The following is a 22,589-nucleotide window of genomic DNA, read 5'->3' on the forward strand; positions in this document are numbered from 1 at the left end:
CCTCAGTCGCAGCGCAGGGTCACACGGTCGGCAAAGTGGCGGCCGAGGTTGTCTTCGGGTTCGGCACCGTAGTCGAGCGCCATGGCGCGCGCGACCATCGCCGGATCGGGCCGTGGCCGGTCGACCTCGGCCTCGCATTCCGGTGCCCCGCGCACCCGCGGAGGGCGTTCATCGGGGTGCAGGATCTCGATGAAATAGGTGGGATCAAAGACGCGGTAATCCACCGGCGTCCGCGCCGGGTCGGGCGCACCCTCGAGCGCCAGGGTGAACCGGTATTCCAGGGTGTCTCCGTCCTTTTCCATCCGCGCCTCGCCCTCCGGCCGCACTTCGATCGCGTGGCCTTCGGCCTCGAAGTGCGTGTACCAGTCGTATTCCTCCAGGTTGTCGAGGATCTCGCGCGCCAGCGCGTTCAGGCGCTCGGCGTCGCTGTCGCCCTCCTGGTGGGCCAGGGCGTCTTCGTGGAGGTATTCGGAGTACATCGGGTCGAATTGCCACAGGTGATGCATGCGTACCAGCTGGCCGGTGGCGTCGCGCTCGAAGTCGACCTCGAGATCGATCCAGGCGTGCGGATGGGCGGCTGCGGTGCCGGGCAGGCCGGCCGTCGCGGCCAGCAGCAGGAATGCGGCAAGGCGCGTCGCCAGGCGCGTTTGAATGCGGACCGGGTTCATGCCGGGATGGCCTCCGGGGTCGGGGCGGCGGCATGCAGCAGCCGCTCGTGGTAGTCGGGGTGCACGCCAAGGTCATGCAGCCGGACGTATATGTCCCTGACCGGTCCGCGCGGCTGCAGTTCGGCGAGCAGATCGGAACCCCGGGGGAGTCCCGGGACGTGATCCACCAGACCGGTCAGCCGGCGCGACAGACGCAGGCGTTCGGGGTCGGCGGCGATCGCCTGCGCGAGGGCGGTGGCGCGGCGCAGGTTGCAGCGGCGAACCGCGTCGGGATCGGCAAGCACGCTTTCCAGGTCGCCCAGGCGGCGCAGGATGCGGGCCGCTCCGCGTGGGCCCAGGCCGTGGATCCCCGGGATGTTGTCGCTGCGGTCACCGGCCAGCGCCAGCAGGTCGGCCACCTGGTCGGGGCGCACGCGCAGGCGCTTCTCCAGGGCCCGGCGATCCATGGGTCGGCCGCGTTCCGGGTCGTGCAGGTGGTCCCGGTCGCCGAGGATGGTCTGTGCCAGATCCTTGTCGGCGCTCATCACCGCGACCGGCAGCCCTGCCGTGCGCGCGTTGCGGGCCAGGGTGGCGATCAGATCGTCGGCCTCGTATTCGGGGTGTGAGAAGCGGGCCAGCCCGAGGGCGTCCAGCAGCTCGCCGATCCGCTCGAACTGTGCCCGCAGCTCGGGTGGCGCCGGCGGGCGATGGGCCTTGTACCCGGGGTCGAGGCGGTGGCGGAAACCGCGCCGCAGCGAGGTGTCGAAACAGAAGCCCAGCGGCCCCGGGGCACGCTGCGGCAGCCACTGGCACAGGGAGTGGACGAAGCCGTGCAGCGCACCACCCGGACGCCCCTGCGGGTCGGGGTCGAGGCCGCGCGCGAACCAGGCGCGGAACACGAAGATGCTGGTGTCCACGACCGTGCAGGTCGGACACGGGGCGGGTTCACTGCAGGCGTTCAAGATCCTTCCGGATGCCGCCGATGGAGCGTTCGAGATCCGCCTGTTCTTCGGGTTTCAGGTCCAGTTCGACGATCCGTTCCATGCCCCCCTGGCCGAGGATGCAGGGGACGCCGGTGGCGACATCGCGCTGGCCGTATTCGCCGTCCAGCAGCGCGACCGTGGGCAGCACCCGACGCCGGTCGAGCGCGATCGCCTCGACCATCTCGGCGATCGCCGCGGCCGGGGCCGCGTAGGCACTGGAGGTCTGCTTGAGGGCGAGGATCTCGGCGCCGCCGTGGCGGGTGCGCTCGACGATGGAGTCGAGGGTCTCGCGATCGAGGAATCGGTCCAGCGGGATCCCGTTGACGTGCGAGTAGCGCAGCAGCGGGACCATGGCGTCGCCGTGCCCACCCAGCACCAGGGCCTGGATGTCGTGCACCGACAGGCCGGTCTCCAGCGCGATGAAGGCCGCCATGCGCGAGGTGTCGAGCACGCCCGCCTGCCCCATGATCCGGTCGCGGCTCCAGCCGGTCTTCTGCGCCGCACGCCAGGTCAGCACGTCCACCGGGTTGGAGACCACCAGCAGGCGGCTGTCCGGGGCGTGTTGCTGCACCTGATCGAGGATCGCGTCGAGGATCGCGACGTTCTTGTCGAGGACATCGGAGCGCGACATGCCCGGCTTGCGCGGCAGTCCGGCGGTGATGATCACCAGTTCCGCACCGGCGATGACGTCCGCCTCGTGGGAACCGGTCAGGCGGGTGTCGAAGCCCAGCAGCGGCGCGGTCTCCTGGATGTCCAGCGCGGCCCCGGCGGCGATCCCTTCATGGACATCCAGCAGCGCGATCTCGCGGGCGAGGTCACGGCGGGCGAGGAACTGCGCGGTGGATTCCCCCACTCGCCCGGCTCCGACAATGGCGATCTTCTGCATGGCCTGCGCTCCTCGGACGGTGTGTTCAGGTACGCGCCACGCCGCTGTCGCGGGCCGCCCGGGCCACCGCATCCGGGATGGTCTCGATCAGGCGCGGATCGAACGGCGTGGGCAGGATGTAGTCCGGTCCGAACTCCAGGTGGTCGCGGCCGTAGGCGTCCAGCACGCTCTGCGGCACCGGTTCGCGCGCCAGGTCGGCGATCGCGTGGGTGGCCGCGACCAGCATGGCGTCGTTGATGCGGCGGGCGCGCACGTCCAGCGCTCCGCGGAAGATGAACGGGAACCCGAGCACGTTGTTGACCTGGTTGGGGTAGTCGGAACGGCCGGTCGCCATGATCAGGTCGTCCCGGGTCTCGCGGGCCAGGTCCGGCCGGATCTCCGGGTCCGGATTGGACAGCGCGAAGATCACCGGATTCGGTGCCATGCTTTGCAGCATCTCGGGGGTCAGGATGTCCGGCCCGGACAGCCCGATGAACACGTCGGCGTCGCGGCAGGCATCCTCCAGCGTGCGGTCCTCGGTGTCCACCGCGAAGATCTGCTTGTATTCATTGAGGTCTTCACGGTGGCTGTGGATCACGCCATTGCGGTCGACCATGTGGATGAGATGCTTGCTCGCGCCCAGACGCACCAGCAGCTGCATGGAGGCGATGCCGGCTGCGCCCGCGCCCACGCAGACGATCCGGGCGTCGGCCAGGTCCTTGCCCTGGATGGCCAGGGCGTTGAGCAGCCCGGCCGCGGTGATGATGGCCGTGCCGTGCTGGTCGTCGTGGAACACCGGGATGTCCAGGCGATCACTCAGGCGGCGTTCGATCTCGAAGCAGTGGGGCGCCGCGATGTCCTCGAGGTTGATGCCGCCGAAGCCGCCGGCGATCCGCGCCACGGTATTGATGAAGTCCTCGGGCTGGGCGGCGTCGACCTCGATGTCGAACACGTCGATCCCGGCAAAGGTCTTGAACAGCACGCCCTTGCCCTCCATCACGGGCTTGGAGGCCAGCGCACCGGTGTTGCCCAGTCCCAGCACCGCGGTGCCGTCGGTGATCACCGCGACCAGGTTGCCCTTGCCGGTGTAGCGGTAGACCTCGTCGGGGTTGTCGGCGATGGCGCGCACCGGGGCCGCCACGCCGGGCGAATACGCCAGCGACAGGTCGTCCTGCGTGGCGGTGGGCTTGGTGACGTGGATGGCCAGTTTCCCGGCCGGTTCGCGGGCGTGGTAGTCGAGGGCGCGCTGATTGAAATCGTCGGACATGATTGCGAACGGGCCTTGTGCGGGCGGTGGGTTCAGTTGACCGGGTGGGTCGGCAGATCATTGCGGTCGCGGGCCGCCTCGTACAGCGGTCGTACCTCGTCGGCCAGCCGGGCGAGCTCGCGCTGGCGCCCTTCCGGCGCCGGATGGGTGCTGAGGAACACCGGATGGCGGCTGCCATTGGACTGCTCGGCCATCTTGCGCCACAGCGCCGGGGCGGCGTCGGGGTCGTAGCCGGCGCGGGCCGCCAGTTCGATGCCGATCTCGTCGGCTTCGGTTTCCATGCGCCGGCTGTGGGGCAGCTGCACCGCCAGCACCGCGCCCAGCGCGGCGCCGGTCAGCGCCAGCTCGGAGCGGTCGCCGGTGATGGCGAAGGTCGTGACCGCGAGATTGGAGGCCATCGCCACCGACATCTTCTCGGCGCTGTGGGCGGACAGGGCATGGCCGATCTCGTGGCCGATGATCTGCGCCAGTTCGTCGTCGGTCAGTTCCAGCTGTTCGATGATGCCCGAGTAGATCGCCATCTTGCCGCCGGCCATCGCGAACGCGTTGAGGGTGTCCGGCGCCTCGATGACCGCGATCTCCCAGTCCCAGTCGGCGGTCTCCGGGCGGTACTCGATGGCCTGCGCGACCAGGCGTTCGGTGATCCCGTGGACCCGTTCGGTCATCTCGGGGTCGGCGTTGATCCGGCCTTCGTCGCGTGCGCCGGAGAGCATCTCCACGTACGCCTCGCGCGAGGCGTCGATCGCCTGGTTCTCCGAGACCAGCATCAGCTGGGAACGTCCCGTTACCGGATTGGTGGTGCAGGCGGGCAGGCCCAGGGCCATGCCCAGTACGGCGATCAGGGCCAGCACCGGCAGGCGCCGGCGCAGCGGACGGAACAGCGAGTTCATGCGTGACCAGTTCATGCGGTTTCTGCCTGCAGGTCCCGCGGGGATGCGGGATGATGACACCTCTTCAGCATACACCCTGCGGACCGCCCTGCGGAGCCCGCACGCAAACGAGGGCACCCCGAAGGATGCCCTCGCCGGATCGGCCACGCCGGCGGGGCCGATGGGCCGCCGCCTGCCTGCGGGGCCGCGTGATGCGACCTCGCGCGGGACTTCAGAACGCGAAGCGGCGCTTGAACTTGTCCACCTGGCCGGCGGTGTCGACGATCTTCTGCTTGCCGGTGTAGAACGGATGGCACTGCGAGCAGACGTCCAGGTGCATCTCGTCCTGACCCAGGGTGGAACGGGTCGTGAACTTCGTGCCACAGGTGCAGATCACGTTGACTTCGCGGTATTGGGGATGGATCTCGGCTTTCATGGTCGACTCACGCGTGTTCGGGCGAAAAGTGCGCTAGCATAGCCGCCTCCTGTGGCCGGGCGCAAGTCGACGGCGGTCTTCGCGGGGGGCGGCCGGGATCCGGACGTGCTGTCGGGCGGTGCGAACAACTCGTTGTCTTGCGGGGCGTTCCGGCGGGGCGTGCGTTTTGCCCGAAACCGGTCGGTTCGCGTCCGAGCACGTTCCCGTCATCGCGAGTCGCGAAGCGATGTGGCGATCTCCATCCGAAGCCACCTGTTCCTGCATGCAGCCCGCTTCGGCCGATTGCCACGTCGCCTTCGGCTCCTCGCAATGACGGGGCGAGGGGGCTGCGACTCGCGATGGCGGGAGCCTGCCCGCAGGCGAACAGGGCCGGCGGGCTGCTCTCCGGGCGGTACGGGCAAGTCGTTGTCTTGCGGGGCGTTGTGCCGGGGCGCGCGAGTTTTCCCCGAAACCTGTGGAAAACTTTGTGGACGAACTGTCACTGGATGGCGCCAGCGGCTTGCTGCGGCGCAGGACTCTGGATTGGTCAGTTTTTGCCCAGAGTTTTTATATTACTGAAAATAAAGTGTTCCTTGTATGTCAATGGGCCCGGGCCCGGTGCTGCCCGGGGTCGGGACCGGCGTGAAAGGACGGGAGTCGCGTTGTGAATAACATGTCCGCATTGTCAAGCGCAGTGCCGCAGGTCGGCTTTGTCAGCCTGGGCTGTCCCAAGGCGCTGGTGGATTCCGAGCGCATCCTGACCCGGCTGCGTGCCGAGGGCTACGGGATCGTCGGGGACTACACCGGGGCGGACCTAGTGGTGGTCAACACCTGCGGGTTCATCGACGAAGCGGTGGAAGAATCGCTGGGGGCGATCGGCGAGGCCCTGGCGGAGAACGGGCAGGTGATCGTGACCGGCTGCCTGGGCAAGGATGCCGAGACCATCCACGAGCGCCACCCGGACGTGCTGGCGGTGACCGGGCCGCACGCCTACGAGGACGTGGTGACGGCGGTGCACGAGCACCTGCCGCCGCCGGCGGGCACCTTCGAGACCCTGGTGCCGCCGGAGGGCATTCGTCTGACCCCGCGCCACTACGCCTATCTGAAGATCTCCGAGGGCTGCAATCACCGCTGCAGCTTCTGCATCATCCCCGGCCTGCGCGGCGACCTGGTCAGCCGCTCGATTGGCGAGGTGCTGGCGGAGGCCGAGCGCCTGGCCGAGGCCGGGGTGCGCGAGATCCTGGTGATCTCGCAGGACACTTCCGCCTACGGCGTGGACGTGAAATACCGTACCGGCTTCCACGGCGGGCGCCCGATCCGTTCCGACATCGCGCATCTCGCCGAGGCCCTGGGGCGGCTGGGGATCTGGGTGCGGCTGCACTACGTCTATCCCTATCCGCATGTGGATCGCCTGATCCCGCTGATGGGGTCCGGCGAGGAGGGCGGGCTGCTGCCCTATCTCGACATGCCGCTGCAGCACGGCCACCCGCGGGTGCTCAAGGCGATGCGCCGTCCGGCTGCGGCGGAGAAGGTGCTGGAGCGGATCGCCGACTGGCGCGCGCAGGTGCCGGACCTGACCCTGCGCTCGACGTTCATCGTGGGCTTCCCCGGCGAGGCCGAGGCCGAGTTCGAGACCCTGCTGGACTTCCTGCGCGAGGCGCAGCTCGACCGCGTCGGGGCCTTTGCCTATTCGCCGGTGGACGGGGCCGAGGCCAATGCCCTGCCGGACCCGGTGCCCGAGCCCGTGCGCCAGGAACGCCTGGCGCGTTTCATGGAGGTGCAGGCACAGATCAGTGCCGAGCGCCTGCGCCGTCGGGTGGGCACGCAGCCGGTTGTGCTGGTCGACGGCACCGACGAACACGGCGTCGTAGTCGCGCGTTCGGCCGCAGAGGCGCCGGAGATCGACGGGGTGATCCGCGTGCCGGATGCCGATCCCGACTCGGTGGAGGCCGGGGACTTCATCGAGGTGCGGATCACGGACACTCGCGAGCACGACCTGATCGCCGAGGTCGCCGACCCGGACGAGTGACCGGGGCGGCCTCGCTCGGCGGCCGTGCTCAGCCGCCGTTGCGCTTCGGGGCCACCGGTTCCGGCGTGGCGTCCCAGATCTTCTCCGCGTAGTCACGCACCGTGCGGTCGATGGAGAAATAGCCCATGCGCGCGATGTTGGTGAGCGCCGCGGCATTCCAGCATTCCGGCTGCGCATACAGCGTGTCGGCCCGTTCGCAGGCCTCGCGGTAGGCGGGGTAGTCGGCGAGCACGAAGAACGGGTCGTCCTGGCGCAGGTAGCGTCCCAGTTCCGCATGGGTGGCGTTGTCGTCGCAGGTGAAATAGCCCTGCTCGATCATCTCCACCGTACGCGTCAGGGCCGGACGCCCGGCGAGCATCGCCTCGGGGACCTCGCCGCGGGCGCGGTGGGCGACCACCTCGGACTCGGTCATGCCGAAGATGAAGATGTTTTCTTCACCCACCGCGTCGCGGATCTCGATGTTGGCACCGTCCAGCGTGCCGATGGTCAGCGCGCCGTTCAGGGCCAGTTTCATATTGCCGGTGCCCGAGGCCTCGAAGCCCGCGGTGGAGATCTGCTCCGAGAGGTCCGCCGCGGGGATGATCACGGTCGCGGCGCTGACCTCGTAGTTGGGGATGAACACGCACTTCAGGCGGTCCCCCACCTGCGGGTCGTGGTTGATGATGTCGGCGACCTCGTTGATGACCTGGATGATGTCCTTGGCGCGCTGGTAGCCGGGGGCCGCCTTGCCGCCGAAGATCACCACCCTCGGGGGCACGTCCTCGCCGTCGCGGATGCGGTTGTACAGCTCGATCACGTGCAGCAGCTTGAGCAGCTGGCGCTTGTATTCGTGGATGCGCTTGATCTGTACGTCGAACAGGACGTCGGTGCGGATGCGGATGCCGGTGCGTTCGCGCACCAGCGCGGCCAGGCGCTCCTTGTTCTTGCGCTTGACCTGCTGAAACTTCTGTTGAAGCTCCGGATCCGCGACCCAGGGCTCCAGCGCGCGCAGGCGTTCAAGGTCGTACTGCCAGTCGTGGCCGATCTTTTCGCCGAGGAACTCGGTCAGCTCCGGATTGGCCTGGATCATCCACAGCCGGGGGGTGACGCCGTTGGTGACATTGACGAAGCGTTCCGGCCACAGCTGGTAGAAATCGGCGAACAGGGTCTGTTTCAGCAGCTCGGTATGCAGGGCGGCGACGCCGTTGATCTGGTGTGAACCGACCACCGCCAGATGGGCCATGCGGACGTTGCGCCCGCCTTCCTCGTCGATCAGCGACAGCCGCTTGAGGCGTTCCTCGTCGCCGGGGAAGCGCCGGCGCACCATCTCGAGGAATTCGTGGTTGATGCGGTAGATGATCTGCATGTGCCGCGGCAGCACGCGGGTCACGAGGTCCACCGACCAGGTTTCCAGGGCCTCGGGCATCAGGGTGTGGTTGGTGTAGGCGAATACCTTGCGGCACAGCTCCCAGGCACGGGCCCAGTGCAGCTCGTGGCGGTCCATCAGCAGGCGCATCATCTCCGCCACCGCGATCGCCGGGTGGGTGTCGTTCAGCTGGATCGCGACCTGGTGGGGCAGGTCGTCCAGGGTATAGCCCAGCTCCAGGTGGCGATCGAGGATGTCGTGCAGCGAGGCGGCGACAAAGAAGTATTCCTGCTTCAGCCGCAGTTCCTTGCCGATGGCGGTAGCGTCGTTGGGGTAGAGCACCATGGAGATGCTCTCCGACTGGCTCTTGTCGGCCACCGCGCGGATGTAGTCGCCCTCGTTGAAATAGCGCAGGTCGAAGTCGCGGGTCGCCTTGGCGCCCCACAGGCGCAGGTTGTTCACGTTGCGCCGGCCGTAGCCCGCGGTGGGATAGTCGTAGGCCATGGCCAGGACCTGTTCGCCGTCTTCCCAGGAGTAGTGCACCGAGCCGTCGCTGCGGTGATGCTCAACCACCTCGCCGTAGAAGCGGATCGGGTACTTGCGCTCGGCGCGCGGGAACTCCCAGGGGTTGCCGTAGCGCAGCCAGTTGTCCGGGTGCTCGACCTGACGGTAGGGCTCGAACTGCTGGCGGAACATGCCGTACTCGTAGCGGATACCGTAGCCGAAGCCCGGATAGCCCTGGGTCGCCAGCGACTCGAGGATGCAGGCGGCCAGGCGGCCGAGGCCGCCGTTGCCCAGAGCGGCGTCGTCTTCCCACTCGACGATCTCGTCGTAGTCCTGTCCCAGCTGCGCAAGGGCCTCGCGCGCCTCGTCGAGGATGCCGGTATTGCGCAGGTTGGCCTCCAGCATGCGCCCGATCAGGTATTCCATCGACAAGTAATAGACCCGCTTGACGTCCTCTTCGGCGAACTGGCGGCGGGTCAGCACCCGGCGTTCGATCATGCGTTCGCGCACCGCGAACGAGGTGGCCTCGAGCCAGTCGCGGGGGGTGGCCTGCTGCGGGTCCTTGCCGACGAAGCGGACCATGGCATCACGGATGGACTGCTTCAGCCCCTCGGTGTCATGCGGCAGGGGGCTGAGCGAAGGGGCCGAGGGGTCGGTGGCGCTGGTGGACATCTTTATTTCTCCGGGGGTTGCGGCCGGACACGCGCGTCATCGACCCCGGCGCCGCTCAGGCGGGACGGTCGATGGCACGGTGTCCAATATCAGTACGGAAGTATATACCCTCGAAGCGGATTTCCCCGAGGGCCGTATAGGCCTTTTTCTGCGCATCGGCGTAATCCTGGCCCAGACCGACCACGCACAGTACGCGCCCGCCGGCGGTGAGCGTCCGGCCGTGGTCGTCGTTCGTTGTGCCGGCGTGGAATACGCGGGCATCCGGTAGCGGATCCACCGCTTCCAGGCCATCGATCACGTCGCCCTTGCGATATGCATCGGGATAGCCTTGCGCCGCAGCCACCACGCCCAGGGCCACGCGCGGGTCCCAGCGGGCCTCCACCCGGTCGAGGCGGCCGTCCAGCGCGGTCTCGACCAGCTCCGCCAGGTCGCTTTCCAGGCGCATCAGGATCGGCTGGGTCTCCGGGTCGCCGAAACGGCAGTTGAATTCCAGCACCTTCGGATTGCCGTCGGCATCGACCATGATCCCGGCATACAGGAACCCGGTATAGGCCTCGCCGTCGGCGGCCATGCCGCGCACCACCGGTTCGATGACCTCGCGCAGGATGCGGTCGTGCAGGGCGTCGGTGACCACCGGGGCCGGGGAGTAGGCGCCCATGCCCCCGGTGTTGGGGCCGCGGTCGCCGTCATCGCGCGCCTTGTGGTCCTGCGAGGAGGCCAGCGGCAGCACGTGCTCGCCGTCCACCATGCAGATGAAGCTGGCCTCCTCGCCCTGCAGGAATTCCTCGATCACCACCCGGTGGCCGGCCTCGCCGAAGGCATTGCCGGCCAGCATGTCGCGTACCGCGGCACGCGCCTCGTCCGTGGTCTGCGCGAGGATCACGCCCTTGCCGGCAGCCAGGCCGTCGGCCTTCACCACGATGGGCGCGCCGTGGGTGTCAATGAACGCCAGCGCGGCGTTCTCGTCCTCGAAGCTGCCGTACGCCGCCGTGGGGATGCCGTGGCGCTGCATGAAATCCTTGGCGAAGGATTTCGATCCCTCCAGGCGCGCGGCGTCGGCGGTGGGACCGAAGATCGGCTGGCCGGCGGCGCGGAAGGCATCCACCACCCCGGCGACCAGCGGCGCCTCGGGCCCGACCACGGTGAAGGCGACCTCTTCGCGCTGCGCCACGGCGAGCAGGCCGTCGATGTCGGTGGCGGCGCAGTCGACGTTCTCGCAGCCGGGCTCGCCCGCGGTGCCGGCATTGCCCGGCGCGACCAGCACCCGCGCGACCCGCGCGGACTGTGCCAGCTTCCAGGCCAGCGCGTGTTCGCGCCCGCCGCCGCCGATGACCAGGACGTTGATGGCCGTTTCGTTCATGAGCGTTCTCCTGCGGCCGCGATCAGTGGCGGAAGTGGCGCATGCCGGAGAAGACCATCGCGATGCCGTGCTCGTCTGCCGCGGCGATGACCTCCTCGTCGCGCATCGAGCCGCCCGGCTGGATTACCGCGGTGATGCCGGCGCCGGCGGCGGCATCGATGCCGTCGCGGAACGGGAAGAAGGCGTCCGAGGCCATCACCGAACCGGCCACCTGCAGGCCCTCGTCGGCGGCCTTGATCCCGGCGATGCGCGCGGAGTACACCCGGCTCATCTGGCCGGCGCCCACGCCGACGGTCTGCTGGTCGCGGGCATACACGATGGCGTTGGATTTCACGTACTTGCCCACCTGCCAGGCGAAGGCCAGGTCGCGGTTCTCCTGCTCGGTGGGGGTGCGCGCGGTGACGATCTTCAGGTCCGTGTCGGCCAGTGAGCCGCGATCGGTATCCTGCACCAGCAGCCCGCCACCGATGCGTTTGTAGTCCAGCCCCGGGGCCGCGGGGGCGTCGGGGATCTCCAGCACGCGTACGTTCTTCTTCGCGGACAGCGCGCGCAGGGCGCCGGAGGTGATCTCCGGCGCCATCACCACCTCCACGAACTGCCGGCTGACGATGGCCTGTGCGGTGTCCCCCTCCAGCGGGCGGTTGAACGCGATGATGCCGCCGAAGGCCGAGGTCGGGTCGGTCTGGAACGCGCGCTCGTAGCTCATCAGCTGCGACGGGGCGACCGCGACCCCGCAGGGGTTGGCATGCTTGACGATCACGCAGGCCGCCTCGTCGAACTGGCGCACGCACTCCCAGGCGGCGTCGGCATCCGCCAGATTGTTGTACGACAGCGACTTGCCCTGGTGCTGGCGGAAACTGGCGAGGGAGCCGGGGGCCGGCTGCGGGTCGCGGTAGAACGCCGCGTTCTGGTGCGGGTTCTCGCCGTAGCGCAGGGCCTCCACCCGCTGGAAGGTCGCGTTGAGCTGGCCGGGGAAGCCTTCCCGATGGCCGTCGTCATCCAGCGCCGACAGGTAGTTGCTGATAGCTGCGTCGTAGCGGGCCACGTGGTCGAACGCGGCCACCGCGAAGCGGAAACGCAGCGCGGCCGGGATGCCGCCGTGTTCGTCCAGGGCTTCGACGATCGCGCGGTACTGGCCGGGATCGGTGGCCACGGTCACGTCGCGGTAGTTCTTGGCGGCGGCGCGCAGCATCGCCGGACCGCCGATGTCGATGTTCTCGATCGCCTCTTCCAGTGTGGCGTCGGGGCGCGCCACGGTGTTCTCGAACGGGTACAGGTTGACCACCAGCAGGTCGATCGGCGGGATGTCGTGGGTCTCCATCGCCCCGGCGTCGGTGTCGCGCCGGCCCAGCAGCCCGCCGTGGATCCGCGGGTGCAGGGTCTTCACCCGACCGTCCATGATCTCGGGGAAACCGGTGTGTTCCGAGACCTCGGTCACCGGGACCCCGTGCTCGCCCAGCAGACGCGCGGTGCCGCCGGTGGACAGAAGTTCGGTGCCGCGTTCGTGGAGGTGGCGGGCGAGTTCCACCACGCCGGTTTTTTCGGAAACGGACAGCAGCGCGCGGCGCACGGGAGCCTGGGTAGTCATGGGACCTCGAAATCGCGTCAAAACGGCCATTATAGCGAAGGTGCCGGGGATGTCGCGGCCGTGCGGGCGGGTGCAGTGCCGGACGGTGCGGCCGGTGGCCGGTTTGTAATTTGGGCGCAAAACCTTTAGCGTATAAAAACACTTTCGGACACAACGCCTGCGTTCCGACGCAACGCATGGCACCGTTTGCGATCCCCGAGCCAGGCGCGCGAAAGCCGCCAGACCACGGCTCGGCACCCGGGCAACCACCGAATCCTTCCGGGTGTCAGGAACCGCCGGCCAGGCCGGCGCCGGATGCTGGAAACAACGCATCCGTATCGGGAGCCCGCGATGACGGGCCGCCCGTACCCGGTCCTCGCAGGAGAAGTTTCATGCCAGCGACCCGGGGTGCGGGATCGTCTTCGGTCGTACAGGCGTTGTAACCCGGTGCATCCGTGGCCACGAGGGCCGGACGCACTTCATTGCAGCAAAGCCAAGAGGAATCAGCATGTCAGCGAACGTGAAGAACGATCAGGATTTCGGCGACGAGCCGATTGAACGCCGCGATACCGACAACTACCACCAGGAATACACCACCGGTTTTGTCGACAAGTGGGACGACCTGATCGACTGGGACAGCCGCGCCAAGAGCGAGGGCACGTTCTTCATCGAGGAACTGAAGAAGCGTGGCGCCAAGCGCGTGCTCGACGTCGCCGCCGGCACCGGTTTCCATTCCGTGCAGCTGCTTGAGGCCGGCTTCGACGTGGTGACCGCCGACGGCGCCCACGAGATGCTCGTGAAGGCCTTCGAGAACGGCCGTTCGCGCGGCCACATCCTGCGCACGGTGCAGGCCGACTGGCGCATGCTCAACCGCGACATCTACGGCCGCTACGACGCCGTGGTCTGCCTGGGCAACTCCTTCACCCATCTGTTCAACGAGCACGACCGCCGCAAGGCCCTGGCCGAGTTCTACTCCGCCCTGAACCATGACGGCGTGCTGATCCTGGACCAGCGCAACTACGACACCATCCTGGATCACGGTTACTCGTCCAAGCACACGTACTACTACTGTGGCGACGACGTGCAGGTGGAACCGGCCCACGTCGACGAAGGCCTGGCCCGCTTCCAGTACCGCTTCCCCGACGGGTCCGAGTACTTCCTGAACATGTTCCCGCTGCGCAAGGCCTATGTCCGCCGTCTGATGCGCGAGGTCGGTTTCCAGCAGATCGAGACCTACGGGGACTTCCAGGAGACCTACCGCGAAGCCGATCCGGATTTCTTCATTCACGTCGCCGACAAGACCTATCTCGAGGACGAGAATCGATGAGCCAGGACTATTCCGACGTCGTTGAAACGGCGCGCGACTACTACAACAGCGAGGATGCCGACACCTTCTACAAGATGGTGTGGGGTGGCGAAGACCTGCACATCGGCCTGTACGAGTACCAGGACGAGCCGATCGGTGACGCCAGCCGGCGCACCGTGGCTCACATGGCCGACATGCTGGGCGAGCCGGAGCCGCACTGGCGCGTGCTCGACATGGGCGCGGGCTACGGTGGCGTGGCCCGCTACCTGGTGGAGAACTACCGCTGTGACGTGACCGCGCTCAACCTCTCCGAGAAGGAAAACGAGCGCGATCGCGAGATCAACCGGGCGCGTCAGCTGGACCACAAGATCACCGTGGTCGACGGCTCCTTCGAGAAGGTGGACGAGCCGGACGAGTCCTACGACGTGGTGTGGTCCGAGGATTCGTTCCTGCACAGCCCGAACGAGGACAAGTACAAGGTCATCCAGGAGGCAGCGCGGCTGCTCAAGCCGGGTGGCTGGCTGATCTTCACCGATCCGATGCAGACCGATGACTGCCCCGAGGGCGTGCTGGATCCGATCCTTGCACGCATCCACCTCGATTCGCTGGCCTCCCCGTCCCTGTACCGCGATGCGGCGCAGAAGGCCGGGCTGCGCGAGATCGGTTTCGAGGAGCATTCCGGGCAGATCTCGACGCACTACGGTCGGGTGAAGCAGGAACTGGAGTCGCGCGAGGAGGAGCTCAAGCGCTTCATCTCGCAGGACTACATCGACCGCATGAAGCAGGGCCTGCAGCACTGGGTCGACGGGGGCAACTCCGGGTACCTGACCTGGGGCATCTTCCGCTTCCGCAAGCCGGAATAAGAAGGCCCGTTATCGCGGGTCCTGCGGGCGTGCGTCGTCCGGGGCCCGCCAGGCTCCGCCCCGTCGACCCTCGGCGGGGCGGAATCGTATCTTGTAGTCCATGCGGGGTGCGTTCGGGATCCAGTACCCGAGATAGACATGCGGCAACCCCAGGTTCCGCGCATGCTCGATCTGGCACAGGATGCCGAACGTGCCCAGCGCACGGGCCGGAAGGTCCGGCTCGTAGAAGGTATACATGGCCGACAGCCCCTGCGGCGTACGATCGGTGATGGCGACGCCGAGCAGTTGTCCGGCGCGGCGGAACTCCAGTAGCTCCACCGGGGCGCTGCGTTCCGTCAGCATGCCGGCGTATTCCTCGCGATTCATCTGCTCCATGCCGCCACCCGCGTGGCGGTTGCGCAGATAGCGCAGGAACAGCGGCATGTGTTCGTCCAGGTCGGCCTCGGTGCGACCGTCGCCCGCCCCCGGCGGGGCGCGATAATCGATATCGAGGTCGGCGTTGGCGCGCAGGCAGCGGCGCTGGCTGCGGTTCGGGCGGAAGGCGGCCACCGGTATGCGCACCGGCACGCAGGCATCGCAGGCGGGGCAGTGGTGGCGATAGACAAAACGGCCGCTGCGGCGAAAGCCCTCGGCCAGCAGGGCCCCGAAGCCGGCGGCATCCAGCCGGGCCTCGGGGTCGACCAGCAGGGACTGCATCTCGCGCCCGTCCGTGATGTACGGACAGGGCTGCGGGGCAGTCAGATACCAGCGGATCGGGGATTCCTGCATTCCGCTATCCTGACAGCTCCGGCCCGGGGCGCCAACGCATACCGGGCCGTGCCCCCCGCCACCGGCGGGACATGACCGGGGTTCGATGCCCGGCATGTTAAAGTAATGACATTTGAAACCAATGGTGTACGGCACATGACGGCAACGCGACAAGATCTCGAGAACGCCCTGAAGGAACGCATCCTGATTCTGGATGGCGGCATGGGCACGACCATCCAGCTGTACGATCTGCAGGAGGCGGACTATCGCGGCGAGCGCTTCAAGGACTGGGAAGGCGACCTCAAGGGCAACAACGACCTGCTCTCCCTGACCCGCCCGGACATCATCGAGCAGATCCACAACGATTACCTCGAGGCCGGCGCCGACATCATCGAGGCGAACACCTTCAACGGTACCCGCATCGCGATGGCGGACTACCATATGGAGGATCTTGTCCCCGAGCTGAACCGCGAATCCGCGAAGCTCGCGCGCAAGGCCGCCGATGCCTGGACCGAGAAGACCCCGGATCGTCCGCGCTACGTGGCCGGCATCCTCGGCCCGACCAACCGCACCGCTTCCATCTCGCCGGACGTGAACGATCCGGGCGCGCGTAACGTCGATTTCGACACCCTGGTCGAGGCCTACAAGGAGGCCGCCGAGGCGCTGGTCGAGGGCGGGGTGGACCTGCTGCTGATCGAGACGGTGTTCGACACCCTGAACGCCAAGGCCGCGATCTTCGCGGTCAAGACCCTGGAAGACGAGCTCGGGAAGGACCTCCCGGTGATGATCTCCGGCACCATCACCGACGCCTCCGGTCGTACCCTTTCGGGCCAGACCACCGAGGCCTTCTGGAATTCCGTGCGCCATGCGAACCCGATCTCCATCGGTCTGAACTGCGCGCTGGGGGCCAAGGAGATGCGCCAGTACGTGGCCGAACTGTCGCGCATTGCCGACACCCACGTGTCCGCGCACCCCAACGCCGGTCTGCCCAACGAGTTCGGTGACTACGACGAGACCCCGGAGCAGATGGCCGCGGACGTCGGCCCGTGGGCCGAAGAAGGCCTGCTGAATATCATCGGCGGCTGCTGCGGCACCCTGCCGGAGCATATCCGCGCGATCCGCGAGGCGGTCGAGAAGTTCCCGCCGCGCAAGGTGCCGGAGGTCTCTCCGGCCTGCCGCCTGTCCGGTCTGGAGCCGTGCAACATCGACGATAACTCGCTGTTCGTGAACGTCGGCGAGCGAACCAACGTGACCGGCTCGCGCAAGTTCCTGCGCCTGATCCAAAACGAGGAATACGACGTCGCGCTGGAAGTCGCGCTGAACCAGGTCGAGGGCGGCGCCCAGATCATCGACATCAACATGGACGAGGGCATGCTGGAGTCGCAGGATGCGATGGTCCGCTTCCTCAATCTGCTGGCCGGCGAGCCGGACATCGCCCGCGTGCCGGTGATGATCGACTCCTCCAAGTTCGAGATCGTCGAGGCCGGCCTGAAATGCGTGCAGGGCAAGCCGGTGGTCAACTCGATCTCCATGAAGGAGGGCGAGGAGAACTTCATCCGGCAGGCCGAACTGTGCCGCCGCTACGGCGCCGCGATCGTGGTCATGGCCTTCGACGAGGATGGCCAGGCCGACAACGAGGACCGCCGCGTCGAGATCTGTACCCGCGCCTACAAGCTGCTGACCGAGAAGGTCGGCTTCCCGGCCGAGGACATCATCTTCGACCCGAACATCTTCGCGATCGCGACCGGCATCGAAGAGCACAACAACTACGGCGTCGACTTCATCGAAGCGGTGCGCCGCATCAAGAAGGACCTGCCGCACGCCCTGGTCTCCGGCGGCGTGTCCAACGTGTCGTTCTCGTTCCGCGGCAACGAGCCGGTGCGCGAGGCGATCCACGCGGTGTTCCTGTACCACGCCATCAAGGCGGGCATGGACATGGGCATCGTCAACGCCGGCCAGCTGGCGGTCTACGACGATATCGACGCGAAGCTTAAGGAAGCGGTCGAGGACGTGGTCCTGAACCGCCGCGATGACGCGACCGATCGCCTGCTCGAGCTGGCCGAGGAGTACAAGGGCCAGGGCGGTGGCAAGAAGGAAGAGAACCTCGAGTGGCGCGAGTGGGAAGTCAGCAAGCGCCTCGAGCACTCCCTGGTCAAGGGTATCGACACCTACGTGGTGGACGACACCGAAGAGGCCCGTCAGGCCTACGACCGCCCGATCCAGGTGATCGAAGGCCCGCTGATGGACGGCATGAACGTGGTCGGCGACCTGTTCGGCGAGGGCAAGATGTTCCTGCCGCAGGTGGTCAAGTCCGCGCGCGTTATGAAGAAGGCCGTGGCGCACCTGATCCCGTACATCGAGGCCGAGAAGACCGGCACCGAGAACAACGGCAAGATCCTGATGGCCACCGTGAAGGGCGACGTGCACGACATCGGCAAGAACATCGTCGGCGTGGTCCTGCAGTGCAACAACTTCGAGGTCATCGACATCGGCGTGATGCAGCCGGGTGCCGAGATCCTGAAGGCCGCCAAGGAGCATGATGTCGACGTCATCGGTCTGTCCGGCCTGATCACGCCCTCGCTGGAGGAGATGGCCAACTTCGCCGCCGATCTCGAGCGCGAAGGCATGACCACGCCGCTGATGATCGGTGGCGCGACCACCTCGCGCGCCCACACCGCGGTCAAGATCGAGCCGAACTACTCCGGCCCGGTGGTCTGGGTGAAGGATGCTTCGCGTGCGGTGGGCGTGGCCCAGAGCCTGATCAGCCCCGAACTGCGCGAGAACTACGCCGCCGAGATCCGCGAGGAATACGCGAAGCTGCGCGAGCAGAATGCCGGTCGCAAGAAGAAGGTCCAGTGGCTGTCGCTGGAGAAGGCGCGCGCCAACAAGCCGCAGATCGACTGGTCGGCCTATGCCCCGGCCAGGCCGAAGGCACTGGAGACCGAAGACCTGCCGGGCGAGCCGACCGTGCTGCATCCGCACGGCGACGGTTCGGTGCTGCTGCGTTTCGACGACTTCGACCTGAACAAGGTCAAGGAGTACATCGACTGGACGCCGTTCTTCCATTCCTGGCAGCTGCATGCGGCCTACCCGCGCATTCTCGAAGACGAGAAGGTCGGGGAAGAGGCACGCAAGCTGTTCAAGGATGGCCAGGAGATGCTGCAGCGCATGATCGACGAGAAGTGGGTGACCTGCCGCGGCGTGGTCGGCTTCTTCCCGGCGAACAGCGTCGATGACGACGACATCGAGGTCTATGCCGACGAGAACCGCAGCCAGGTGCTGAAGAAGCTGCACCACCTGCGCCAGCAGACCGAGAAGCGTCGCGGTCAGCCCAGCCACTCGCTGGCGGACTTCGTGATGCCGAAGGAGGCCGGTGGCCCGGACTACATCGGTGCGTTCGCCGTCAGTGCCGGCGGTGACGTGGATGCGAAGGCCGAGGAATACGAGAAGGCCAACGACGACTACCACGCCATCCTTGTGAAGAGCCTGGCGGACCGCCTGGCCGAGGCCTTTGCCGAGTGCATGCACGAATACGTGCGCAAGTACTACTGGGGCTACGTCGCGGACGAGCAGCTGGCCAACGAGGACCTGATCGAAGAGAAGTATCAGGGCATCCGTCCGGCACCCGGTTACCCGGCCTGCCCCGAGCACACCGAGAAGGCCACGCTCTGGGAGCTGCTGCAGGCGGAGGAAAACGCCGACATGACGCTCACCGAGAGCTACGCCATGCTGCCGGTGTCGGCCGTCTCCGGCTGGTACTTCGCGCACCCGGAGTCGCGTTACTTCGGCCTCGGCAAGGTCAACCGCGACCAGGTCGAGGACTACGCGAAGCGCAAGGGCATGTCGTTCGAGGAGGCCGAGCGCTGGCTCGCGCCGAACATCGGCTACGACGACAGCGACGAGGCCAAGGCGGAAGCCGCGGCCGAGCGCGAGGCGCGCAGCGCGTAACCGCAGGGTCCGCCCTGCGACCCGAATCAGGCCCCGCCCCGTGCGGGGCCTTTTTCGTGGGCGGAATCCCGCGGACGGCCTGTCCCGGTTTCCGCGCGTCGCGGGATGTTTGTATCCTGCAGGCATGTCCCGGCGGGCGCCCGCGCCCGTCGCCCCATACCAACGGAGCCCCGCATGACCTCAGGTCAGGAAACCGATTCCACCCAGCACGTCCTCACCCTGCGTCAGACCCGGCTGGAGGACTATGACGACATCCGCGAAATCATGGAGCGGGTATACCAGGACCTGGACGGGGCCTGGAGCGAGGCGCAGTTCCGCTCCCAGGTCACGCGCTTTCCCGAAGGGCAGATCTGCATCGAGGACAACGGGAAGGTGGTGGCGGCGGCGATCAGCCTGATCGTCGAGTACAAGCGCTTCGGCGATCACCACAACTACTGGCAGATCACCGGCAACGGCTTTCTCACCACCCACGATCCGGACGGGGACACGCTGTACGGCGTGGACATCTTCGTGCACCCGGATTACCGCGGCCTGCGCCTGGGGCGGCGGCTGTACGACGCGCGCAAGGAGCTGTGCGAGAAGCTGAACCTGCGCGCGATCGTGGCCGGCGGACGCATCCCCGGATACGAGGCCCATCGCGACGAGATGACGCCGCAGCAGTACGTGGAGAAGGTCAAGAACCACGAGGTCACCGATCCGATTCTGACCTTCCAGCTGGCGAACGATTTCCACGTGCGCAAGATCATCACGGACTACCTTCCGGACGACGAGAAGTCCGGGGCGTATGCCACGCTGATCGAATGGCTCAACATCTATTACGAGGAAAAGGAAAAGCTGATCGGCGGCAGCCGTTCGGACGTGCGCATCGGCGTGGTCCAGTGGCAGATGCGGCCCACCGCCGACCTCGATGCCCTGTTCCAGCAGGTGGAGTACTTCGTGGACGCGGTGTCGGGTTACCGCGCCGACTGCGTGCTGTTCCCGGAGTTCTTCAACGGTCCGCTGATGGGCGCGTTCAACCAGGACTATCCGGCCGAGGCCGTGCGCCGCCTGGCGGAATACACCGAGGACATCCGCGAGGAGATGGTGCGCCTGGCGCTGTCCTACAACATCAACATCGTCGCCGGGTCGATGCCCGAATACCACGACGACGTGCTGCGCAACGTGTCCTACCTGTGCCGGCGCGACGGGACCTGGGATCGCCAGTACAAGCTGCACGTGACCCCCGACGAGATCGGCTACTGGGGGCTGCAGGGCGGTGACGAGGTGCATGTCTTCGACACCGACTTCGGCAAGATCGGGATCCTGATCTGCTACGACGTCGAGTTCCCCGAGCTGCCGCGGGTGATGGCCGATCACGGCCTGCAGATCCTGTTCGTGCCGTACTGGACGGACACCAAGAACGCCTATCTGCGGGTACGCCGCTGCGCCCAGGCCCGGGCGATCGAGAACGAGTGCTACGTGGTCATGTCCGGTTCGGTGGGCAACCTCCCGCGGGTGGAGAACATGGACATGCAGTACTCGCAGGCCGCGGTGTTCACCCCTTCCGACTTTGCGTTCCCGCACGACGCGGTGGCTGCCGAGGCGACCCCGAACACCGAGATGACCCTGATCGTGGATCTCGACCTCGACAACCTGAAGGAGCTGCGCAACCACGGTTCGGTGCGCAACCTGCGGGATCGCCGGCGGGATCTCTACGCGATCGACTGGAAATCCAGCCCCGTGTAGAGATACCCGGAGCCAAAACGTGAAGATCTTCCGCGGATCCCCGCCGGTGCGGGGTGGTATTGTTCGGTCATCGGCCGTAATCTGAACTACGGACGTGTCGTCCGCTGCCGTGGGCGCAGGAGGCCACGGAAAGGCATCGAGGTTTTCAGGGGGTAACCATGGCGGAAGCAGTGACGAGCGAAACGCCCGGGGCGTCTGCCGGCGGGCCGCGTACGGCCGTTCTGGTCGTGGACGATTCCAAGGTGATCCGCGTGGCCCTGCAGCGCATCCTCCGGGATACCCATACCGTCTACGAGGCCGCGGACGGTGAAGAGGCGTGGGCCCGCCTGCAGGAACAGAACGACATCGGTCTGGTGCTGACCGATCTCTCCATGCCCAAGCTCGACGGCCAGGACCTCCTGATGCGCATCCGGGACGGGGCCGATGGCGTTCCCGCGGACCTGCCCGTGGGGATCGTCACGGGGCAGGAGAACGACGAACAGTCCGAGGAAGACTGGCGTTCCATGGGCGCGAACGCCGTGCTCAAGAAGCCGTTTGTCCCCGGACGGGTCCGCGAGGTCGTGGCCGAGCTCCTGCCCGAGCATCCCGTGGCCGACGAGGAGACCGAGGCCGAGCTGCGCCACCTGCGTGACGAGGTCGAGCGGCTGCGGCGCGAACTGATGCTGCGCCAGAGTTCCTCCGGGGATCGCGAGCTGCACAACGAACTGGACCGGCTGCGCCAGGCCCTCGCGGAGTCCCGCGACGATGCCACCGCCGCCTATCAGCGCGCCGACGAATACGAGGAAAAGAGCCGTGCGCTCGAGCAGGAGCTGGAAGAGGCGCGCCAGCGCCTGAGCGAGGCCAGCGAGGCCCTGGAACAGGCGCAGGAACAATCGGCGGAGGAGGGCGGGGCTACGTCCGACGACGACCGCCAGCAGCGGGTGACCGAGCTGGAAGGTGAGGTGATCCGGCTGGAGCACGAGCTGGTCGAGCTGGAGCGCGAGCGCGACAAGGCCCGTGAGGAACGCGACGCGGCGAACCAGACCGCCGAGCGCCTGCGCGGGGAGCGCAATCAGCAGTGCGAGCGCGCGTCGGCGGCCGAGGCCGCGCAGCACGAGCTGGAGACGCAGTGCTCCGATCAGGAGAGTACGCTGGCCCAGCTGCGCGACAGCCTTGAACAGCGTGAACGCGAGCTGTCGGAGGCGATGCACAAGAACAAGTCCCTGCGCGCGCGCATCCGTGATCTGGAGCTGGAGCTCAACGGGGGGCCGAAGGCTGCGCCGGAGGCCGAGGGGCCTGCCTCGGAGCAGGGCGGGGAGACCCCGGCCGCGACCAGCTCCGGGAAAGCCAGCTTCGATCCCCCCAGCGATCGCCTGTGGTCGCGGCCATGGTTCCGCGGGGTGCTGGTGGCTGCGGTGCTGGCCGTGATCTTCCTGGGCGTACTGATCTACCTCCGGGGGTTCTGAGCCCCCGGAGGTTCGTGCAGCGCCCGCGTCGG

General features: G+C 67.3%; 16 protein-coding genes. 6 read left to right on the forward strand and 10 right to left on the reverse strand.

All coding sequences use genetic code 11. The features are described 5' to 3' along the window. Positions 1–2 precede the first annotated feature (2 nt). From F573_RS0104500 to rpmE, 6 genes are all read right to left on the reverse strand, one after another. Complete coding sequence (locus F573_RS0104500; protein ID WP_019021605.1) at positions 3–668, reverse strand: DUF1007 family protein; 666 nt, start codon at positions 666–668, stop codon at positions 3–5. Beyond that, entirely contained in the window at positions 665–1,609 is a 945-nt protein-coding gene (locus F573_RS0104505) for a 5'-3' exonuclease H3TH domain-containing protein (protein ID WP_019021606.1), read from the reverse strand. The genes F573_RS0104500 and F573_RS0104505 overlap by 4 nt, the downstream gene beginning before the upstream one ends. Further along, positions 1,593–2,516 carry a malate dehydrogenase gene (gene mdh, locus F573_RS0104510; RefSeq protein WP_019021607.1) on the reverse strand — a complete coding sequence of 308 codons (924 nt, stop codon included), beginning with the start codon at positions 2,514–2,516 and terminating at the stop codon, positions 1,593–1,595. Before mdh ends, F573_RS0104505 begins: the two co-directional genes overlap by 17 nt. 25 nt (positions 2,517–2,541) lie before the next feature. Next, positions 2,542–3,762, reverse strand: coding sequence for a malic enzyme-like NAD(P)-binding protein (locus tag F573_RS0104515; RefSeq protein ID WP_019021608.1), 1,221 nt, complete (start codon positions 3,760–3,762; stop codon positions 2,542–2,544). Positions 3,763–3,794: 32 nt separating this feature from the next. Then, positions 3,795–4,652 (reverse strand): M48 family metallopeptidase, encoded by an 858-nt coding sequence (locus tag F573_RS0104520; RefSeq protein ID WP_019021609.1) that lies wholly within the window; start codon positions 4,650–4,652, stop codon positions 3,795–3,797. A 211-nt stretch (positions 4,653–4,863) separates the two neighbouring features. Continuing rightward, positions 4,864–5,067, reverse strand: coding sequence for a 50S ribosomal protein L31 (gene rpmE / locus F573_RS0104525; protein WP_018869107.1), 204 nt, complete (start codon positions 5,065–5,067; stop codon positions 4,864–4,866). A gap of 652 nt (positions 5,068–5,719) precedes the next feature. On the opposite strand from rpmE, the gene rimO reads away from it, so the two are divergent. Beyond that, positions 5,720–7,075 (forward strand): 30S ribosomal protein S12 methylthiotransferase RimO, encoded by a 1,356-nt coding sequence (gene rimO, locus F573_RS0104530; protein ID WP_038033190.1) that lies wholly within the window; start codon positions 5,720–5,722, stop codon positions 7,073–7,075. 28 nt (positions 7,076–7,103) lie between these two features. On the opposite strand, the gene F573_RS0104535 is transcribed toward rimO, so the two are convergent. Genes F573_RS0104535 through purH form a run of 3 tightly spaced genes read right to left on the reverse strand, consistent with a single transcriptional unit; the run spans position 7,104 to position 12,544 of the window. Then, positions 7,104–9,596, reverse strand: a complete 2,493-nt coding sequence (locus F573_RS0104535; protein ID WP_019021611.1) for a glycogen/starch/alpha-glucan phosphorylase — start codon at positions 9,594–9,596, stop codon at positions 7,104–7,106. 55 nt (positions 9,597–9,651) lie between these two features. Continuing rightward, positions 9,652–10,941 (reverse strand): phosphoribosylamine--glycine ligase, encoded by a 1,290-nt coding sequence (gene purD, locus F573_RS0104540; RefSeq protein WP_026300798.1) that lies wholly within the window; start codon positions 10,939–10,941, stop codon positions 9,652–9,654. A gap of 37 nt (positions 10,942–10,978) precedes the next feature. Next, positions 10,979–12,544, reverse strand: coding sequence for a bifunctional phosphoribosylaminoimidazolecarboxamide formyltransferase/IMP cyclohydrolase (purH, locus tag F573_RS0104545; RefSeq protein WP_019021613.1), 1,566 nt, complete (start codon positions 12,542–12,544; stop codon positions 10,979–10,981). 487 nt (positions 12,545–13,031) lie between these two features. Here purH and F573_RS0104550 point away from each other — a divergent pair, with 487 nt between their 5' ends. Together F573_RS0104550 and F573_RS0104555 are read left to right on the forward strand one after the other, a co-directional pair. Continuing rightward, complete coding sequence (locus F573_RS0104550; RefSeq protein ID WP_018869112.1) at positions 13,032–13,850, forward strand: class I SAM-dependent methyltransferase; 819 nt, start codon at positions 13,032–13,034, stop codon at positions 13,848–13,850. Continuing rightward, positions 13,847–14,692: a methyltransferase domain-containing protein gene (locus tag F573_RS0104555; RefSeq protein WP_018869113.1), complete on the forward strand. Its 846-nt coding sequence runs from the start codon at positions 13,847–13,849 to the stop codon at positions 14,690–14,692. Before F573_RS0104550 ends, F573_RS0104555 begins: the two co-directional genes overlap by 4 nt. 9 nt (positions 14,693–14,701) lie before the next feature. On the opposite strand, the gene F573_RS0104560 is transcribed toward F573_RS0104555, so the two are convergent. Then, entirely contained in the window at positions 14,702–15,460 is a 759-nt protein-coding gene (locus F573_RS0104560; RefSeq protein WP_019021614.1) for an arginyltransferase, read from the reverse strand. Between the two features lie 135 nt (positions 15,461–15,595). On the opposite strand from F573_RS0104560, the gene metH reads away from it, so the two are divergent. From metH to F573_RS0104575, 3 genes are all read left to right on the forward strand, one after another. Then, complete coding sequence (gene metH, locus F573_RS0104565) at positions 15,596–19,387, forward strand: methionine synthase (protein ID WP_019021615.1); 3,792 nt, start codon at positions 15,596–15,598, stop codon at positions 19,385–19,387. Between the two features lie 174 nt (positions 19,388–19,561). Beyond that, positions 19,562–21,112, forward strand: coding sequence for a bifunctional GNAT family N-acetyltransferase/carbon-nitrogen hydrolase family protein (locus F573_RS0104570; protein ID WP_019021616.1), 1,551 nt, complete (start codon positions 19,562–19,564; stop codon positions 21,110–21,112). A gap of 158 nt (positions 21,113–21,270) precedes the next feature. After that, complete coding sequence (locus F573_RS0104575) at positions 21,271–22,557, forward strand: response regulator (protein WP_019021617.1); 1,287 nt, start codon at positions 21,271–21,273, stop codon at positions 22,555–22,557. Positions 22,558–22,589: the final 32 nt, after the last annotated feature.

The sequence above is a fragment of the Thioalkalivibrio sp. ALE23 genome, from assembly GCF_000378545.1.
In the GTDB taxonomy this organism is placed as follows: domain Bacteria; phylum Pseudomonadota; class Gammaproteobacteria; order Ectothiorhodospirales; family Ectothiorhodospiraceae; genus Thioalkalivibrio.

Bases quoted from the DNA above. Each gene is read 5' to 3' on its own strand.
- F573_RS0104515 (WP_019021608.1), bottom strand. From the start codon at position 3,762: ATGTCCGACGATTTCAATCAGCGCGCCCTCGACTACCACGCCCGCGAA.
- F573_RS0104560 (WP_019021614.1), bottom strand. From the start codon at position 15,460: ATGCAGGAATCCCCGATCCGCTGGTATCTGACTGCCCCGCAGCCCTGT.
- F573_RS0104575 (WP_019021617.1), top strand. From the start codon at position 21,271: ATGGCGGAAGCAGTGACGAGCGAAACGCCCGGGGCGTCTGCCGGCGGG.
- mdh (WP_019021607.1), bottom strand. From the start codon at position 2,516: ATGCAGAAGATCGCCATTGTCGGAGCCGGGCGAGTGGGGGAATCCACC.
- F573_RS0104550 (WP_018869112.1), top strand. From the start codon at position 13,032: ATGTCAGCGAACGTGAAGAACGATCAGGATTTCGGCGACGAGCCGATT.
- rpmE (WP_018869107.1), bottom strand. From the start codon at position 5,067: ATGAAAGCCGAGATCCATCCCCAATACCGCGAAGTCAACGTGATCTGC.
- purH (WP_019021613.1), bottom strand. From the start codon at position 12,544: ATGACTACCCAGGCTCCCGTGCGCCGCGCGCTGCTGTCCGTTTCCGAA.
- F573_RS0104535 (WP_019021611.1), bottom strand. From the start codon at position 9,596: ATGTCCACCAGCGCCACCGACCCCTCGGCCCCTTCGCTCAGCCCCCTG.
- F573_RS0104555 (WP_018869113.1), top strand. From the start codon at position 13,847: ATGAGCCAGGACTATTCCGACGTCGTTGAAACGGCGCGCGACTACTAC.
- rimO (WP_038033190.1), top strand. From the start codon at position 5,720: ATGTCCGCATTGTCAAGCGCAGTGCCGCAGGTCGGCTTTGTCAGCCTG.
- F573_RS0104500 (WP_019021605.1), bottom strand. From the start codon at position 668: ATGAACCCGGTCCGCATTCAAACGCGCCTGGCGACGCGCCTTGCCGCA.
- metH (WP_019021615.1), top strand. From the start codon at position 15,596: ATGACGGCAACGCGACAAGATCTCGAGAACGCCCTGAAGGAACGCATC.
- F573_RS0104570 (WP_019021616.1), top strand. From the start codon at position 19,562: ATGACCTCAGGTCAGGAAACCGATTCCACCCAGCACGTCCTCACCCTG.
- F573_RS0104520 (WP_019021609.1), bottom strand. From the start codon at position 4,652: ATGAACTCGCTGTTCCGTCCGCTGCGCCGGCGCCTGCCGGTGCTGGCC.